Annotated in this window: 10 protein-coding genes; 1 reads left to right on the top strand and 9 read right to left on the bottom strand. The window is 72.6% G+C overall.

The window, feature by feature from the left end:
• Positions 1-75: 75 nt before the first annotated feature.
• From ACFQ7F_RS27275 to ACFQ7F_RS27240, 8 genes are read right to left on the bottom strand one after another with little or no spacing between them, the layout of a single operon-like run.
• Positions 76-4,689, bottom strand: coding sequence for an amino acid adenylation domain-containing protein (locus ACFQ7F_RS27275; RefSeq protein ID WP_383275350.1), 4,614 nt, complete (start codon positions 4,687-4,689; stop codon positions 76-78).
• 38 nt (positions 4,690-4,727) lie between these two features.
• Positions 4,728-8,111: an amino acid adenylation domain-containing protein gene (locus ACFQ7F_RS27270; RefSeq protein ID WP_383275347.1), complete on the bottom strand. Its 3,384-nt coding sequence runs from the start codon at positions 8,109-8,111 to the stop codon at positions 4,728-4,730.
• A gap of 15 nt (positions 8,112-8,126) precedes the next feature.
• Positions 8,127-8,942 carry a thioesterase II family protein gene (locus ACFQ7F_RS27265; protein ID WP_383275344.1) on the bottom strand — a complete coding sequence of 272 codons (816 nt, stop codon included), beginning with the start codon at positions 8,940-8,942 and terminating at the stop codon, positions 8,127-8,129.
• A 15-nt stretch (positions 8,943-8,957) separates the two neighbouring features.
• Positions 8,958-9,368 carry a VOC family protein gene (locus tag ACFQ7F_RS27260; protein WP_383275341.1) on the bottom strand — a complete coding sequence of 137 codons (411 nt, stop codon included), beginning with the start codon at positions 9,366-9,368 and terminating at the stop codon, positions 8,958-8,960.
• Positions 9,365-10,159, bottom strand: coding sequence for a sulfotransferase family protein (locus tag ACFQ7F_RS27255; protein WP_383275338.1), 795 nt, complete (start codon positions 10,157-10,159; stop codon positions 9,365-9,367). Before ACFQ7F_RS27255 ends, ACFQ7F_RS27260 begins: the two co-directional genes overlap by 4 nt.
• Entirely contained in the window at positions 10,156-11,406 is a 1,251-nt protein-coding gene (locus ACFQ7F_RS27250) for an MFS transporter (RefSeq protein WP_383275335.1), read from the bottom strand. Before ACFQ7F_RS27250 ends, ACFQ7F_RS27255 begins: the two co-directional genes overlap by 4 nt.
• A 55-nt stretch (positions 11,407-11,461) precedes the next feature.
• A complete protein-coding gene (locus tag ACFQ7F_RS27245) occupies positions 11,462-13,777 on the bottom strand; it encodes an AAA family ATPase (RefSeq protein WP_383275332.1) in 2,316 nt (771 codons plus the stop codon).
• Positions 13,778-13,826: 49 nt separating this feature from the next.
• Positions 13,827-14,045, bottom strand: a complete 219-nt coding sequence (locus ACFQ7F_RS27240; RefSeq protein ID WP_383275329.1) for an MbtH family protein — start codon at positions 14,043-14,045, stop codon at positions 13,827-13,829.
• 266 nt (positions 14,046-14,311) lie between these two features.
• Here ACFQ7F_RS27240 and ACFQ7F_RS27235 point away from each other — a divergent pair, with 266 nt between their 5' ends.
• Entirely contained in the window at positions 14,312-16,711 is a 2,400-nt protein-coding gene (locus ACFQ7F_RS27235) for a M20/M25/M40 family metallo-hydrolase (RefSeq protein WP_383275326.1), read from the top strand.
• Positions 16,712-16,788: 77 nt separating this feature from the next.
• On the opposite strand, the gene ACFQ7F_RS27230 is transcribed toward ACFQ7F_RS27235, so the two are convergent.
• Positions 16,789-17,214, bottom strand: a 426-nt coding sequence (locus ACFQ7F_RS27230; protein WP_383275324.1) for a phosphopantetheine-binding protein, incomplete at its 5' end; no start/stop codon positions are given.

The following is a 17,214-nucleotide window of genomic DNA, read 5'->3' as shown; positions in this document are numbered from 1 at the left end:
AGCGCGGTGTCGGGCCCGGCCGTGGTCGTCGTCGTCACTGTGGTGGTCACTCTCCTGGTGGGTTCGGCCCGGTTCTCAGGCCGTCGCCTCGGTGGGGACGGGGGTGGCAGCGGGGGCCTGACGGGTGCCGCGGTAGCGGCTGCGGTCGGCCCTGCGGACGGGGGCGCGGACGGTGACCTGCCGAGTTGCCTCCTCGTCGATGTGAGCGGCGAGCGCCGCGACCGTCGGGTGCTGGAAGAAGGCGCCGAGGCGTACCTCGGTGCCGCACGCGTCGGCGAGCCGGGCGGTGACCCGGGTGGCGAGCAGCGAATGGCCGCCCAGTTCGAAGAAGTTGTCCAGGGCGCCGACCCGGCTCACCCCGAGGACGTCCGACCAGACCGTGACGACGGCCCGCTCGGTGGGGGTGCGCGGCGCGACGTACACGGCGGTGGTGGCATCGCGTCCGGCGCTCGGCTCGGGCAGCGCCTTGCGGTCGAGCTTGCCGTTGGCGCTCAGCGGCCAGGCGTCGAGGACCAGGAAGTGCCGCGGGACCATCGACTCGGGGAGCCTGTCCTGGAGGTGGGCGCGCAGCTCCGGTACGAGCGAGCTGCGCCAGGCGGCCTCCATCGGGTTGTTGGAGTAGGCGGCCCAGCCCCGGTCGGGGGCCCGCAGCGGCAGGTCGCGTACGGGACGCAGGGCGCGCCGTGCCGAGCGGGTGAGCAGGACGTCGAGGTGGCCGGGGCGTTCTGGATGCAGTGCCGGGACCACCTCGTACCCGAAGTCGGCTACCGCGACCGCCAGTTCGGCCGGGTCGAGCGCGGTGCCGCCCCGGGCGGCTTCGAGGTCGGCGGCGAGCCGCTGATCCGCGACGGCCGGGATCAGTACGCTCTCGGGCCGTTCGGCGTCGAGGCGCGCCGCAAGATCGGCGACGGGCGCGGCGGGCCAGGTGACCGGTGCGTCGGCGGGCGGGGCCGACTGGGCCGCCGTGTGCTCGTCGTGCTCGTCGTGCTCGTCCGCGAGGTGCAGGACCGCGTCATAGCGGTACTTGACCAGCTCGTTGCGGTGGTGGCCGCGCTTGGCGAGCAAGGAGACGCCCTCGATCTCGGGACGGTCACCGGCCAGGGCGGTGAAGAAGTGGGGGTCGATGACGAGTTCGGCGTCCTGCGCGACCCGATCGGCGACGGCCCGCTCGAACTCCTCCCCCTCTTCGCTCTCCTCGCCGTCGGCATCGGTCCGCTGGAGCGAGGCGTGGAAGGTGTCGAGCAGCGCGTGGTTGCGGACGTCTCCCACGATGACCGCGCCGCCGGGCCTGACCACGCGCAACGCCCGCGTCAGCACGTCGGCGAGGTAGTCGGCGTTGGGGAAGTACTGGGCGACCGAGTTGATGAGCACGGTGTCGAAGCTGTTGTCCTCCACCCCGTCGAACTGCTCGGCCGAACCGTGCACGAGCTCCACCTCGCCCGAGCCCGGCGGCAGCAGACGCAGCTTGTCCGCCAGGTCGCGCACGGCGACCTCGGAGACGTCGACGGCACGGTAGTACTCGGTGTGCGGGGCGATGGGGAAGAGCAGCAGACCCGTGCCGCAGCCGATCTCCAGGACCCGGCGGTGCGGCAGCGCGAGCACGCGGTCCACGATCGAGTCGACCCACCCGTGCATCTCGTCCGCGCCGAGCGGCTCCCCGGTGTACGAGCTGATCCAGCCGGAGATGTCGAAGGTCGGGTCGGCCGTCTGCTGCTCGCCGGCCCGGTAGATCTGGTCGAAGACCTCGCTCCACCGGTCGACCTGCGCATCGTGCCCGGCGGCGGCGGGCTTCGCGGACTTGGTGAGGTAGGCGACCAACTGGGGTGTGCCGTCCGCGTCGGGCGCGGTGGTGACGAGGGCCTGGTCGACCGCGTGGTGATCGAGCAGCGCGGCCTCGACCTCGGCGGGTTCGATGCGCTGGCCTCGGATCTTGATCTGGTTGTCGAGGCGGCCGAGGTACTCCACCGCGCCATCGGCCCTGCGGCGCACCAGGTCGCCGGTACGGTAGAGCCGCTCCCCCGCCTCGAAGGGGTCGGGCACGAAGCGGTCTGCCGTCAGGCCCGGACGGCCGTGGTAGCCGCGCGCCAACGGCACGCCGCCGATGCACAGTTCGCCCGCGACGCCGATCGGCTGCATGCGCAGGGCCGCGTCGAGGATGTGGATACGGGCCCCGGTGATCGGGGTGCCGATCGGAACCCGGCCGGTGACCGGAGCGGTGACGTGGTGGGCGGTGACGTCGATGGATGCCTCGGTCGGCCCGTACAGATTGTGCAGCTCGGCGTGCGGGAACAGCGCTTGGAAGCGGGCGGCGACCTCCGGCGTCAGCTCCTCGCCGCTGCACACCACACGCCGTAGCTCCGGCAGCGCGGCGCCCACGGCCCCGGTGGTACCCAGCGCCTCCGCGGTGTCGAGGAACACCTTCAGCATGGACGGCACGAAGTGGGCGGTGGTGATGCCGGCGGCCGCGGTGGCCCGCGCCAGATACTCGGGGTCGCGCTGGCCGCCCGGGTCGGCGAGTACGATCCGGGCGCCGGTCAGCAGCGCCCAGGTCAGCTCCCACACCGATACGTCGAATCCGATCGGCGTCTTGTGCAGCACCCGGTCGGTGGCGTCGAGCCGGTAGCGGTCCTGCATCCACAGCAGCCTGTTGGTGATGGCGTGGTGGGAGTTGGCTGCGCCCTTGGGGCGGCCGGTGGAGCCGGAGGTGAACAGGACGTAGGCCGGGTTGCGCGGGTCGACGGTGACTGCGGGCCGGGTCGTGGGCCGCTGCGCGAGGTCGTCGGCGATGTCCTCGACGCGGACGACGATGTCGGCATCCGTGGCGGCCATACCCGCCAGGACCGCGTCCGCACCCGCCGAGGTCAGCACCAGGGCCGGACGCCCGTCCGCCACCAGCTGACCGATCCGGTCCGCCGGATACGACGGATCGAGCGGCAGATACGCCGCGCCCGCCTTCAGTACGCCCAACAGCACCGGGATCAGATCACGACCGCGCTCCAGGCACACTCCCACCAGTGACTCGGCGCCCACTCCACGCTCCCGCAACCACCACGCGAACCGGTTCGCCCGCTCGTCCAACTCGCCATACGAATACGACCAGTTACCCGCCTCACCCACACCGTCACCGCACACCGCCACCGCGGCCGGATCCACGTCCACCCGGCGCTCGATCAACTCGTGCAACAGCGCAGGGGCGAACGGCGCCGCGCCGAGTCCGCTGAACTCACGTATCCGGGCGTCCTGTTCGCGGCCCATGACGTCGAGCAGGTCGACCGGTGCGTCGGGGTTCTCGACGGCGGCGGACAGCAGGGCGACCACGCCCTCGACGAGACGTTCGGCGGTGGACCGGTCGTACAGCTCCGACGAGAACTCCAGGGCGCCCGCGAGCGACCCTTCGGCGGTGAGCGTCAGTTCCAGCTCCAGGTCGAACTTGGCGGTGCCCGTGTGCTGCGGCACCACCTCGAACGTGACCTCGGGCAGGCGGACTTCGGGGTAGGGCGTGTTGTGAAGCACCAGCATGTGGTTGACGAAGGGGATGCGGCCCGAGCTGTGGCGTTCGGGGCTCAGCTCCTGCACGATCCGCTCGAACGGCAGATCCTGGTGGGCGAAGCCGTCGAGCGCGGTCTGCCGGGCCCGCCGCACCACCTCACGGAACGAGGCACCGCCCCCTACGTCGACGCGCAGGGCGAGGGTGTTCACGAAGAAGCCGACCAACGGTTCGAGTTCGGTACGGGTACGGCCCGCGACGGCCGTGCCGACCACCACGTCACCGCGGCCCGACCAGCGCCCGAGGACCGCCGAGAACGCGCCGAGCAGCCCCATGAACAGGGTCGCCGACTCGTCCTCCACAAGGCGGGTGAGGCCCGCGACCACGGGAGCCGGCACCTCCACGCGTACGGAGTCGCCCGCGAAGGAGTCCACCGCGGGGCGGGGCCGGTCGCCGGGGACCTCCGGGGCCGTCGCGCCGTCGAGCTGTCCGCGCCAGTAGGCGAGCTGACGCTCCAGGCGTTCGCCGGACAGCCAATCGCGCTGCCAGAGGGCGAAGTCGGCGTACTGGACGGGGAGTTCGGGGAGTTCGTCCGGGCGGTTCGCCACCCTGGCCGCGTAGGTCTCGGCGAGTTCGTCGACGAGGACGCCGAGCGACCAGCCGTCCACCACGATGTGGTGCACGCACAGTACGAGCACCCATTCTGTGTCGCCGAGCCTGATCAGGGAGCCGCGCAGCAGGGGGCCTTCGGCCAGATCGAAGCCGCGCTCGTTCTCCTGCCGCACCCGCTCGCGCACCGCGTCCTCACCGGCGTCCGTGTCCTCGCCGCCGTCCGGGACCTCTGTGACGGGCAGCGTCACGGGCGTCGCGGGCCGCACGACCTGGTGGACCGTGCCGTCCTGGTCCGAGCGGAACACGGTGCGCAGCACCTCGTGCCGGGCCACGACATCGCCGAGCGCGCCTTCCAGGGCCGTGACGTCCACGGCGCCGCGCAGCCGGACGAGGCCGGTCATCGAGTAGAGCGGCGATCCTGGCCGCATCCGGTCGAAGAAGTGCAGGCGCTCCTGCGCGTACGAGAGCGGGGCCGGGGCCGCCGGGTCGGGGCGGCGCTCGATGGCGCTTGACCGGCGGGCCACTCCCTGGCCGTCGAGGAGCTGATCGAGGAGTTTCTGCTGTTCGGCGGAGAAGGGCGCGAGGGCCATCGGTGTCGTACCTCCAAAGTGGTGGAGCCGTGGGGTGGTCAGTCCTTGAGCTGCTGCGTGATCTCATCCGCTGCGAGGCCGCTGATCTGGAGGACGAGGCCTGCGATCTGGTCTACGTCGAGCCCCTCGCCCCGGGCGGTCTGGCGCACCACGGCGGCGAGCCTGCGGACGGTGGACACCCCGACGAAGGCGCGCAGCGGGACCTCGACGCGCAGCATCGCGGTGATGCGGGAGACCACCTGCGTGGCGAGCAGGGAGTGTCCGCCGAGGTCGTAGAAGTCGTCCTGCGCGCCGACCCGTTCGGCCTTCAGGACATCGGCCCAGATCCCGGCGAGTACCTCTTCGAGCGCGTCGCGGGGCGGCTCGTAGGCCGTCACGGTGACGAGGCGCTCGCCCGGTGCGGTGGGCAGGGCCTTGAGGTCGACCTTGCCGTTGGCCAGGAGCGGGAAGGCGTCGAGGCGCACCAGGGAGCCGGGCAGCATGGCGGCGGGCAGCCGTTCGGCGAGGAAGCCGCGCAGCTCGGCGGCGTCGAGTGCGCCCGTGCCGGTGAGGTGGGCGACCAGTTGGGCGGCTCCGTCCGCGCCGGGTTCCGTGGTGACCAGGGCCTGGTCGACCGCGGGGTGGTCGAGCAGCGCGGCCTCGACCTCGGCGGGTTCGATGCGCTGACCGCGGATCTTGATCTGGTTGTCGAGGCGGCCGAGGTACTCCACCGTGCCGTCGTGCCGCCAGCGGGCCAGGTCGCCGGTGCGGTAGAGCCGCTCCCCCTCCTCGAAGGGGCTGGGCACGAAGCGGTCTGCCGTCAGGCCGGGGCGGGCGTGGTAGCCGCGCGCCAACGGCACACCGCCGACGCACAGTTCGCCGGGGACGCCGACGGGCTGTTCGTGCAAGGCCGCATCCAGGATGTACACCCGGGAGCCGGGGACCGGGCGGCCGATCGAGACGCGGCCCTCGGGGACGGGGGCGGTGAGGTGGTGGGTGGTCGCGTCGATGGTGGTCTCGCTCGGCCCGTACATGTTGTGCAACTCGGCACCCGGCAGCCTGCGTACGAACTCCGCCGCCAGGTCCGGGGGCAGTTCCTCGCCGCCGCACAGCATGAGCCGAAGCCCCGCGGCGCGGGCGTCGAGCCCGCCGTGGCCGAGCAGCGCGCGCAGCATGGACGGCACGACGTCGGCGCAGGTGATCCGGGCCCGTTCGCACAGGTCGAGCAGATACCCCGGGTCGCGGTGGCCGCCGGGCGCCGCCATCACCACGCGGGCGCCCGTCATCAGCGGGACGAAGCACTCCCACAGGTGCGGGTCGAAGCCGAGCGGCGACTTGTGGAGGACCCGGTCCCCGGCGTGGAAGCGGTACTGGTCGACCATGCCGCGCAGCCGGTTGGTGAGGGCGTGGTGGTGCAGCAGCGTTCCCTTGGGGCGGCCGGTCGAGCCGGAGGTGTAGAGCATGCAGAGCCCGTTCAGGGGGTGCAGGGGGACGGCGGGGCGGGTGGCGGGCTGCTGCGCGAGGTCGTCGGCGATGTCCTCGACGCGGACGACGATGTCGGCATCCGTGGCGGCCATACCCGCCAGGACCGCGTCCGCACCCGCCGATGTCAGCACCAGAGCCGGACGCCCGTCCGCCACCAGCTGACCGATCCGGTCCGCCGGATACGACGGATCGAGCGGCAGATACGCCGCGCCCGCCTTCAGTACCCCCAACAGCACCGGCACCAGATCGTGACCGCGCTCCAGGCACACCCCCACAAGCGACTCGGCACCCACTCCACGCGCCCGCAACCACCACGCGACCCGGTTCGCACGTTCGTCCAACTCGCCATACGAATAGGACCAGTTGTCGCCCGAACCATCACCACACACCGCCACCGCCGCCGGATCCGCATCCACCCGGCGCTCGATCAACTCGTGCAACAACGCGGGCGCGAACGGCTCAATGTCCCGGCCCCCGAAGGTCCGCAGCTGCGCGCGCTCCTGCGTGCCGACCGTGTCGAGGTGGGCCACCGGGGCTTCCGGGTCCTCCACCGCCGCATCCAGGAGCGCGACGACGCCCGCCGCCAGACGCCGGGCGGTGGCGCGGTCGTACAGCTCGGAGGAGAACTCAAGGGCGCCGGTCAGGCCGCCTTCCGGGGTGGGCGCCAATTCGACACTCAAGTCCAACTGGGCCACGGGGCGGGGTAGTTCGACTACTTCGACGTTCAGGTCACCCAGGGTGGGTGGGTTCATGGGGACGTTGCGCAGCGCGAGCATCACCTGGGCGACCGGGGGGTGGCTGCTGCCGCGTTCGACGCCGAGTTCCTGGACGACGCGCTCGAACGGCACCTCCTGGTGGGCGAAGCCGTCGAGCGCGGTCTGCCGGGCCCGCCGCACCACCTCGCGGAACGAGGCGCCGCCCCCCACATCGACGCGCAGGGCGAGGGTGTTCACGAAGAAGCCCACCAACGGCTCGAGTTCGGTACGGGTACGGCCCGCGACCGGGGTGCCCACGACGACGTCCGGCTGTCCCGCCCAGCGCCCGAGGACCGCCGAGAACCCGGCGAGCAGCCCCATGAACAGGGTCGCCGACTCGCTCTCCGCAAGGCGGGTCAGCCGCCCGACCAGGGCCGCGGGCAGCTCCAGCGGCACCGAGTCACCGGCGAAGGACTGCTCGGCGGCGCGCGGCCGGTCGCCCGGCACGTCGAGCACCGGGGCGCCGCCGAGGTGGCCACGCCAGTACGTCAGATGCTCCGCCGGCTGCTCGCCCGAAAGGCGCTCGCGCTGCCAGACGGCGAAGTCCGCGTACTGCACGCTCAGTTCAGGGAGCTGCGGGGCTCGCTGCTCGGCGCAGGCCGCGTAGGTCTCCGCGATTTCACCGACCAGGACGCCGAGCGACCAGCCGTCGACCACGATGTGGTGCACGCACAGCACAAGCACCCACTCGGTCGGGGTGCGGCGCAGCAGCGAGGCCCGCACCAGGGGCCCGGTGGCGAGGTCGAAGGGGTGGACGGTCTCACCGCGCACCCGCTCCCAGAGGGCGTCGTCGCTCACTCCCGGCGCGAGCCCGGTGACCGGCAGCGGTACCTCGTCCGGGGGCCGAACCACCTGCTGGATCAGGCCGTCCGCATCCTCGCGGAACACGGTGCGCAGCACTTCGTGGCGCCGGACGAGCTTACTGAGCGCCCCTTGCAGGGCGGCCGTGTCGACGGCGCCGCCGAGCCGGAGGACGATGGGCAGGACGTACGCCGTGGAGTCGGGCTCCAGCGCGTGGAGGTACCAGAGCCGCTCCTGGCCGGGCGATGCGGGGAAGGTCTGTTCGCCGTCCGCGGTGCGCGCCTGAGCGGGGATCGCCGGGTTCTTCGCGGCCTTGCGGCGGGCCAGTTCGAGCGTGAGCCGCGCCCGCTGCTGCGGGGTGAGCCCGGCCAGGGTGTCGGCGAGTGGGGCTTGGGGGTTCATCTGCTGCTCCTGGGCTCAGGCGCCGGGGGTGACGAGGGCGAGATCGCGGGCGAGACCGTCGAGGACGGGGCCGGGGTGCTCGTGCAGGAAGAAGTGGCCGCCGGGAAAGACGCGGAGGCGGCGGTCGCCCGCGATGTCCCGGGGCGACCAGGGCCATGCGTCGGCCTCGGTGACCAGCGGGTCGTCGGCGCCCAGGTACACGCGCAGCGCGCACGGCAGGGGTTCTTCGCGGCGGGCCCGGTGGCCGGAGAGGATCTCCAGGTCGGCGCGGAGCACCGGCAGGTAGAGGTCCAGGAACTCGGTGTGCTCGCGCAGTTGGTCCGGCAGGCTGCCGGAGTGGTCGAGCAGGGCGAGCAGTTCCCCGTCGGGTGTGTCCGCGCCTTTCGCCCAGCGGTCGGGCGGCGGCGTCGACGGGGCGGGCGATGCGGCGGTGATCACCGCGTGCACCGGGTGGCCGCCCCGGTGGCGCAGCGAACGGGCGAGTTCCAGGCCGATGACCGCGCCCATGCTGTGTCCGAAGATCGCCAGCGGGAGTTCGGGGAGGCCGTCGAGCGCTGTCTCGATGCCGGTGACGACATCGGCCATCCGCGTCAGCGGGCGCTCGCCGACGCGCGTGCCGTGGCCCGGCAGCTCGACGGCGACCACCTCGGTCCCGGCGGGAAGGCGCGCCGCCCACCGGCCGTAGACGTGCGCGGCGCCACCGGCCGGCGGCAGGCACAGCAGACGCCGCCTGGCCGGGCCGCCGGAGTGCCAGGTCCGCAGCCAGGGCGAACCGGCCGCCGCACGGCGCTGGTCGTCCCGCGCCGACGAGGGGATGGATGAACCGCTCATGCCCGTACCGCTCCTCTATTCCTCGAAGTGACCGGCCGCGAGGCTGCGCAGCACGCAGAACTCGTTGCCCTCGGGGTCGGCGAGCACCGTCCAGCTCGCTTCCTTGGCCGTGCCGATGTCGATGGGGCGGGCGCCGAGCGCGATGACGCGCTTCACCTCGGCCGCCTGATCGCTGTCGATGGGACAGACGTCCAGGTGCAGCCGGTTCTTGCGGATCTTCGTGGTGTGGCCGCGGGCGAAGACGATCTGCGGGGCGACCGGGGTGCGGCGCAGTTCGTCGAGCGGGGCGAGTGCGGCGGGGCCGATCTCCACGAGGTCGCCGTCACGGTCCTCGTGCACGGTGTAGTCGAGGACGGCGCACCAGAACGCGGCGAGCCTGCGCGGCTCCAGGCAGTCCACGGCGAGCTGTTCGAAGCGGCTGGTCATACGGCGGCTCCTCGGCGCGCGCCGATGCGGTCGGCACCGATGCGGTCGGCACCGATGCGATGGGCGCGCAGCTCCTCGTAGAAGGGAAGCTGGGCGGCGTGCAGGGCGGCCAGGCGCGGGTTGTTGTGCACGGTGTCCGCGTACGTGCCCGAGCGGGTGTGGATGCCGGTGCTGGCCGCCGCGTCGCGGTGCCACTCCTCGAACACCTGCCATTCGCCGCGCTCGCCCGCCTGCCAGCTGAGCGCGTCGGGCCGGTGCGGCAGTCCGGTGTGCAGGCTGTACGCGGCTGCCGTGCCTGCCGGGTCGGCCACCAGGTCGTCGGCGTCGACGACGGCCGGCACGGTGCCGGTGGCGGCGCGGACGCTCTCGAAGATCTCGTGGCAGAGGCCGAACCCAACCTGGTCGACGGTGAGTTCGGGGTTCCGGGCGAAGTGCGAGGCGATGGCCTCCGCGGGATCGCGGATGATGAAGGTGTGCTGGATCTCGGTGGTGAACCGGGCGTCAGCGAGCAGTTCGGCGTACCGGAAGTCGGTGGTGTCCTTGAAGTAGACCGGGCGGCCGCCGGTCCTGGCGAGTTCGATGATCGCGTCGAGGAGCGCGGTCTCGCTCCGCAGGGCGCGGCCCTCGATCTCGTAACTGCCCTTGCTGGCGAGGACGTTGAACGGCTCGTGCAGGACGGTCAGGTCTCCGCGCTCGATCATCATGCGCTCGAAGGCGGTCGAGCGGCAGCGCGGGGGGCTCCACATGGCGATCACGGCCGGGCCGGTGCGCGCGGTCCTGGGGGTGGTCATGAGGTTCCTTTCGGGGTGCGGGAGAGCACGGGGAGGCTGAACGCCCAGGCCACGGCGAGGACGGCGGCGGCCAGGTAGAAGGGGGCCCGTAGACCGGCGAAGGAGGCGGTGGCGCCGCCCGCGACGGCGCCGAGCGGGGACATGCCGACCGCGACGAGCCGGTAGGAGCTGCCGACCCGGCCGAGCAGGTGGGCGGGGACGAGGACCTGGCGCAGGGAGGTGGTGACGATGGTGATGACGGCGAGCGCCATGCCGACGGTGCTCAGCACGCCGGCGGCGAACAGCGGCTGCGATGTGGCGCCGGCGACGGCGAAGGAGAGCGGGGCGAGCCCGCAGAAAAGGAGCACGGTGCGCTCGCGGCCGAGCCTGCGGGTCAGCGCCGGGGTGACGGTGACGCCGACCACCCCGCCGACCGCGATGACGGCCATGAGCAGGCCGTAGCCGACGCTGTCGACGCCGAGCACGTCGTAGGCGTACAGGACGGCCACCGCGACGACGGCGCTGAGCGCGAAGTTGAAGGCGCCGACCAGCGCGCACACCGTCCGCAGCGCCTTGTGCCGCCACAGCCAGCGGATCCCCTCTCCCGCGTCGGCGAGCAGCGTGGTCTTCGCGGTACGGGCGGGCGGCGGCGGCACGCGTCCGGCGAGGCCCGCGATCAGCAACGCGGAAAGGACGAAGGTGGCCGTGTCGACGGCGTACGGGAAGGACGTACCGGAGACGAGAAGGAGCGCGGCGAGCGGCGGTCCGGCCAGTTCCACGCAGAGCATCGCGCCGCCCTGCAGCAGGCTGTTGGCCTTGTCGAGCAGGGGTTCGGCGACCAGGCGTGGCAGGAGGGCGAGCGCGGCGCTGTCGCGCAGGGTCTCCACCACCCCCATCACCAGGGCGAACGTCATGAGCAGCGCGATGTGACCGTGCCCTGCGAACAGGGCGAGCGTGAACAGGGCGGCGATCCCGCCGCGCGAGACGTCGGACCAGAACATGACGCGCTGCTGGTCGTGCCGGTCCACGAAGGCCCCGGCGAAGGTCCCGGCGAGCACCCAGGGGAGCTGGCCCGCGAAGGTCACGAGGGAGAGGAGCAGCGGGTCGCGGGTGAACAGTGCGGCGGTCAGCGGCAGCGCGGCGAGCCGCAGTCCGTCGCCCCAGGAGGCGACAAAGGTGGTGGTCCACAGCCGCCAGAAGGGTCCGCCGAGGCGGGTGGATGCTGTCACCGCTCCGGTCAGCTCGGCTTCCTCGGGCGCGGCTGTCATGATGCCGTCCCTTCTCCACGGTCGTTTCGGCCGCCCAGGCGCACCGGGTGGCGCCTCACGCGGCGGGCCTTGCGGTGGGCACTGGCTCCTGGGTGACCAGGTGTGCGGCGCGGCCGACCATCGCGGCGACCTCGGCCCGTGAGCACACGCCCAGCTTCTTGAAGATGCGGGCGAGGTAGGTCTCGACGGTCTTCGGGCTCAGTTCGAGGGTGTGGGCGATGCGCTGGTTGGTGTGGCCCTGGCTGACCAGGACGGATATCTCCCGCTCCCGCCCGCTCAGTTCGGGCAGCAGCGGCGCGGGCTCCTGAGGGGCTGGCCTGGCCACTCCGTGCAGCAGGTCCAGTTCCTCGCGCAGCCCCGCGGCGAGCGCCAGCATCGGCGTTGCGCCGGTGGCGCGTGCGATGCGCTCGGCCTCATCCGCGCAGGTGAGCGCCTCGGGGAAGTAGCCGAGACGCAGCCGCGCCTGGCCGAGGCCGACGAGCAGCCGGGGCGCCAGGTGCTCCTGCCCGAAGCGGCGGGCCAGTGCGACCGCCCGCTCCAGGTGGGTCTCGGCCGCGCGCGGCAGGCCGAGGAACAGCTCGGTCCCGGCCAGCCACTGGAAGGCTTCCAGGTGGGCGGCGAGCGTCTCGTCGGGGAGCGAGTCGACGAGGGCGGCTGCCTGCTCGGCGTGCTCGCCGGCCACGGACATACGCCCGAACTGCGCCTCGGTGGCGGCGAGGGCGGCGAGCGCGGACGGATCGCGCGGAGCGGCGGCGCCGAGCGCGGTGAGAGCGGCCCGGTCGGCTCCGCTCCACGAGCCGCCCGCCTCCAGGACGAGCGCGGTCATGGCGAGGCGGAGCGCGCAGCAACCGGGCCTGGCGGCGGCGCCCTCGGCGTCGGAGGCGGCAGGTGCGCAGTCGCCCTCGCACCGTGTGAGGGAAGGGAATTCCGCGTGCAGCAGGTGGCGCGCCGCCTCCGGGCGCCCCATCAGGCGGTGGGCCAGTGCCTGCGAGGCGACGGCCTCGGCGCGCTGCGCGGCCGGAACGTCCGCACCGGGGGCGAGGAGGCGTTGCAGGACAGCCGCGCCCTCCTCGAACTCACCGCTGTGCAGCAGCGCCCTGCCGAGCACGCTCTGGGCGCGGGCCCGCAGCGCGACGTCGGCGGTGACTGCGGGCCGCAGGGCGTGCCGGGCCCAGCGCACGGCCGCGTCGGGATCGCGCGGGGCCGCATCTTCAGCGGCGTCCACCAGGGCCCGTACGTCCTCGTCATCGGCCACCTCGACCGCGTGGAGGAGCTGTTGGGCACGGAGTTCGGCCGGGCCCTGGTGGCAGCGCAGGGCGGCAGCGGCCCGGGCGTGGGCGCCGGAGCGCCAGCCGCGGCCCGCCGAGTGATAGGCGACGGCCCGCACGACGGCGTCCCGGAAGCAGTAGTCGGCCCCCTCGCCGACGGGCCGCACCAGGTCCTCGGCGAGCGCCTCGTCGAGCCCGGCGCGCGCGGCGCTCTCGTCGAGTCCCGCGACGGCGGCGGCGATGGCGAAGTCGAAGGCCTCACCCAGCACGGCGGCGGCGCCGACCATGGCCCGCCCCGAAGGCCCGAGCCCCTGGAAGTCACCGAGCGCGGCCGCCGCCACCCGGGCGGGCGGCTCGGCCGGGACCGCGGAGGGAGCCTGGGTGCCGGTCGCGGCGAGCGCGAGCAGCAGCCCGGGATTGCCGCCGCTGCGCCGCAGCAGAGTGCGCCGGGTGCGGTCGTCGGCGCCCGGCGGCACGAGCGCGGTGAGCTCGGGGTCGTCCAGGGCGTACGGGGCCAGTTCGACGCGGTGCGCGAAACCGCGGGCGGCAGCGTCGGCGAGCAGGGTGTGGGTGCGGTGGTCGAGCTGGCGCGGGCGGTGGGCGACCGTGATGAGCACAGGCCCGGCGGGCGGCCGCTCAAGGAGGTAGCCGAGCAGGTCGAGCGAGTCGGCGTCCGCCCGGTGCAGATCGTCGAGCATCAGCAACAGGCCGCCCTCTGAAGCCAGTTCATGGATCAGGCTGCGGATGGCCCGGCACTCGCGGTACAGGTCGCAGGAGGGGTGGTCGTGCGGCACACCCTGGCTCATCGAGGGGAACAGGGCGGCGAGCCGCTCCTGCTCCTCATCGCCGAGCCGGGCGCGCAGCTCCCCGCCCCGCGCGGTCACCAGATCGTCCAGGGCATCGAGGAAAAGCCCGAACGGCGCCGAGTCCTGGAGTCGGCCCGGACGGCCACGGGCGACGGACCAGCCGCTGCTGGCGGCACGGCGGGCGAGTCCGTCCAGGCGGCGGGTTTTGCCGCTCCAGGCGTCCCCGGCGATCTCGAGCCCACGGGCGGATCCACCCTGGGCCAGTAGCTCATCGAGCAGTTGCTGCCAATGGGCCATCACAGCTCGTTCCCCCTCGTTGGTCGGTTGGGCGAGTCGGCGGGAGAGGTCAGGCGGAGGCGGCCGGAGCGTCACCCATGGAACGGCGCAGGCTCAGCGGCCGCATGTCGGTCCAGTTCGCGTCGATCCAGGTCAGGCACTCGTCCTTGGGGCCGGTCACCCCGACGGTCCGCCAGCCCTCCGGGACCTCACGGCCCGTCGGCCACACCGAGTACTGCTCCTCGTCGTTGACGACGACCCAGTAGGTCTCAACGGCAGCATTGATCATTGTTTTTCTCCGGCTTCTGCATTCGACGGGGAAGTTCAATACCGACGTAAAGCTAGCCAGCGAACGAGGTGCCGCCAGAACAGCGGCAGGACTTTGTCAATTCGCCCCTGCGGACCGCCCGGACTATGTCAACTCGGCGAAACACCTTGTCAGATGGGAGCGACAGGGCACCTTGAGCCTCTCGATAATTCCGGTGAAGTACGCGTTCCGAGCCGATCGCCCGAATTGCCGAACATTCCGAGACACGGAGAGACTGGTGCTTCACCATGCCCAATTCCGGGGCTAGTGCCCCCGTTCCCGCGCGCACGAACGCACCGTCGAACGCGAAGGCGCCATCGAAAGCGCGCCGGGCCGCGCTCGTGGTCCTCGCCCTGTTCGCGCTGTTGACCGGTGCGTCCGTGTGGACGCTGCAACCGCCGGACGCGAAGCCGGCCGACGCATCGCCCACCGAGTTCTCCGCCGCGCGCGCCCTGAAGGACGCGAAGGTGATCGGCAAGGAACCGCGCCCGCTCGGCAGCCCCGCGTCGGCCTCGGCCCGCGACCACCTCACCCGGCGCCTCACCGACCTCGGCGGCAAGGTCGAGGCTCAGGCGCAGCCGGTCTCCCGCGACGAGGAGGGCACCGCGCTGGTGGCCACGGTCACCAACATCCATGCCGTCTTCCCCGGCACGGCGGGCGCCGACGCCGGACATCTGCTCCTGATGGCGCACTACGACTCGGTTCCGGCCGGACCCGGAGCGTCCGACAACGGCGCCAACGTGGCCGCCGTCCTCGAAGTGGTGCGGGCCCTGCGGGCGGACGGCGGGGCGGCACGCAACACCGTGGACGTACTGTTCACCGACGGTGAGGAGCCCGGCCTGCTCGGCGCGCACGCCTTCGTGGCGGGCGGCTCGCTCGACCCGGCGAACACGGTCGTCCTCAACCTGGAGGCGCGCGGCACATCCGGTCCGTCGATCATGTTCGAGTCGGGCCCCCGCAACAGCGGCGCGCTGTCCGCGCTGAGCGGCGCGGACCGGCCCATCGCCACGTCCCTCGCCGACGAGGTCTACACGTACCTGCCGAACGACACCGACTTCTCCGAGTTCAAGAAGGAGGGCTTCGGCGGCCTCAACTTCGCCTTCGTGGACGGATCCGCTCGCTACCACACGCCCGGCGACTCGGTCGCGAACCTCTCCGCGGAGAGCATCCAGAGCCAGGGTGACAACACCCTGGCCGCCGCCCGTGACCTGTCGGGACGTGACCTCACGAAGCTGCGCGACGGCGGCGACGACACCTACTTCACGGTGACCGGCCTGCTCGTCCACTACCCGCGCTACCTGGCCCTGCCGCTCGCCCTGCTCGCCGCGGCGGGTTACGCGGGCACGGTCTGGTACGCGGGGCGGCGCGGTATGGCCCGCGGCGGCATCGGCCGTGCCGCGCTGACCTTCCCGCTCGCGCTGCTCGCCGCAGCCGTGGTCGGCTTCGGCGGCTGGCAGCTGCTCTGCGCCATACGGCCCGGATACGCCGACCTCTCGATGGGCGACAGCTACCGCCCCGGGTGGTTCCGCGCCGCGTTCCTGACCCTGACCGCGGCGGCCGTCCTCGGTTGGTACCTGCTGCTGCGCCGCAAGGTGACGGCCCCCCAACTCGCCCTGGGCGGATGGGGCTGGCTCACCGGCCTCGGACTGCTCACCGCCGTCCTGGCCCCGGGCGCCGCCTACCTGTTCACCTGGCCGGTACTCCTCGGCAGCGCGGCCCTGTGCGTCGCGCTGCGCACCACGGAGCCCGGGTCCGGGGACACCTGGCGCACGGTGGCCGTATCGGTGTGCGCCCTCATCGCACTGCCGCTGCTCCTTCCGGTGATCGTGCTGGTCTTCCCGACCCTCGGCCTGTCCCTCGCGGTGGCGCCGCTGGCCGTGATGGCGCTGCTCGCCACGGTGTCCGTACCGCTCCTTGGCCTGTTGCCGCGCCGTACCGCACCGGCCACCACGTGGTTCGCCCTGGCGGCCGGAGTCGCACTCGTCCTCACCGGCGTACGCCTCGACACCTTCGACGCGGACCACCCGCGCCACACCAACCTGGCCTACGCGTGGGACGCCGATCGCGGCACGGGCCACTGGATCAGCTCCGACAACGCCCCGCCGAAGTGGACAAGTGCCCTCGCCGGTTACGAACACGCCGACATCCGGGCCGAGTTCCCCACCTTCCCGACCACGCTCGCGGGCGGGCTCGCCACCCAGGCGCACATCGCGACGGCCGCATCGGGCAGTGGCCCGGCCGCGCCGACCGTCACCGTGAAGTCCGGCAAGGCGGGCAAGGGCGGCGCCCGCACAGTACGTCTGCGCATCAAGCCCGAGCCGGGCACGTCGTACGTGAGCCTGTTCGCCGACACCTCCGCGCACACCGTCGCCGGGGCCGATGTCATCGGCGCCCACGTGAAGGGCGGCACCAACCGGCCCACGTCCGCCGGACCATGGAAGTGGGGCTTCGCCCTCTACAGCATCCCCGCCGACGGCTTCGACATCACGGTGAAGGTCACCGGCAAGGGAGAGATCCCGCTGCGCGTCACCGCGTACTCGCGCGGCCTCCCGCAAGGCGCCGGCTCCCTTCCCAAGGACCTGACGTGGGGCACTTGGGGCGCCAACCTGACCGACGTCACAGCGGTGGGTCTGACCGTACGCGGCTGACTCCGGACCTCTTCTTCGTCGAGCGGCCCCGGGTGGGGAACGGAACACACCCGGGGCCGCTCGACGTGCACCGATGGTTACAAGGCGGCCAGGGCGGCGAGCAGTTCGGCCTCGTCGGTGTCGGAGAGCTGAATCTCCTGGACGGCCTCCGCGAGCGCCTCGACCGTGGGCCGGCCGCTGATCATCCGCTCCAACGGCAGCTCCACCCCGAAGGTGTCCCGCACCCGGGAGACGATCTGCACCGCGAGCAGCGAGTGGCCGCCCAGCGCGTAGAAGTCGTCGCGTACTCCCACCGACGCGGGCGTCCCGAGCACCTCGGTCCAGATCAGCGCAAGCTCCCGCTCCACGTCGTCCCGCGGTTCCACGCGCTCCGCGCCCGCTGCCCCCGGCCCCTCAAAATCCGCTACAGGTGGGGGGAGTTGGGTGGTGTTGGTCTTGCCGTTGGGGTGTTGGGGGAGGGTGGTGAGGTGGGTGAGGTAGGTGGGGATCATGGCTGGGGGGAG

This window comes from Streptomyces sp. NPDC056486 (assembly GCF_042795295.1).
Taxonomy (GTDB): Bacteria; Actinomycetota; Actinomycetes; order Streptomycetales; family Streptomycetaceae; genus Streptomyces.
Note: the sequence above shows the minus strand (reverse complement) of the source record. Positions and strands in the feature narration are given on the sequence as shown.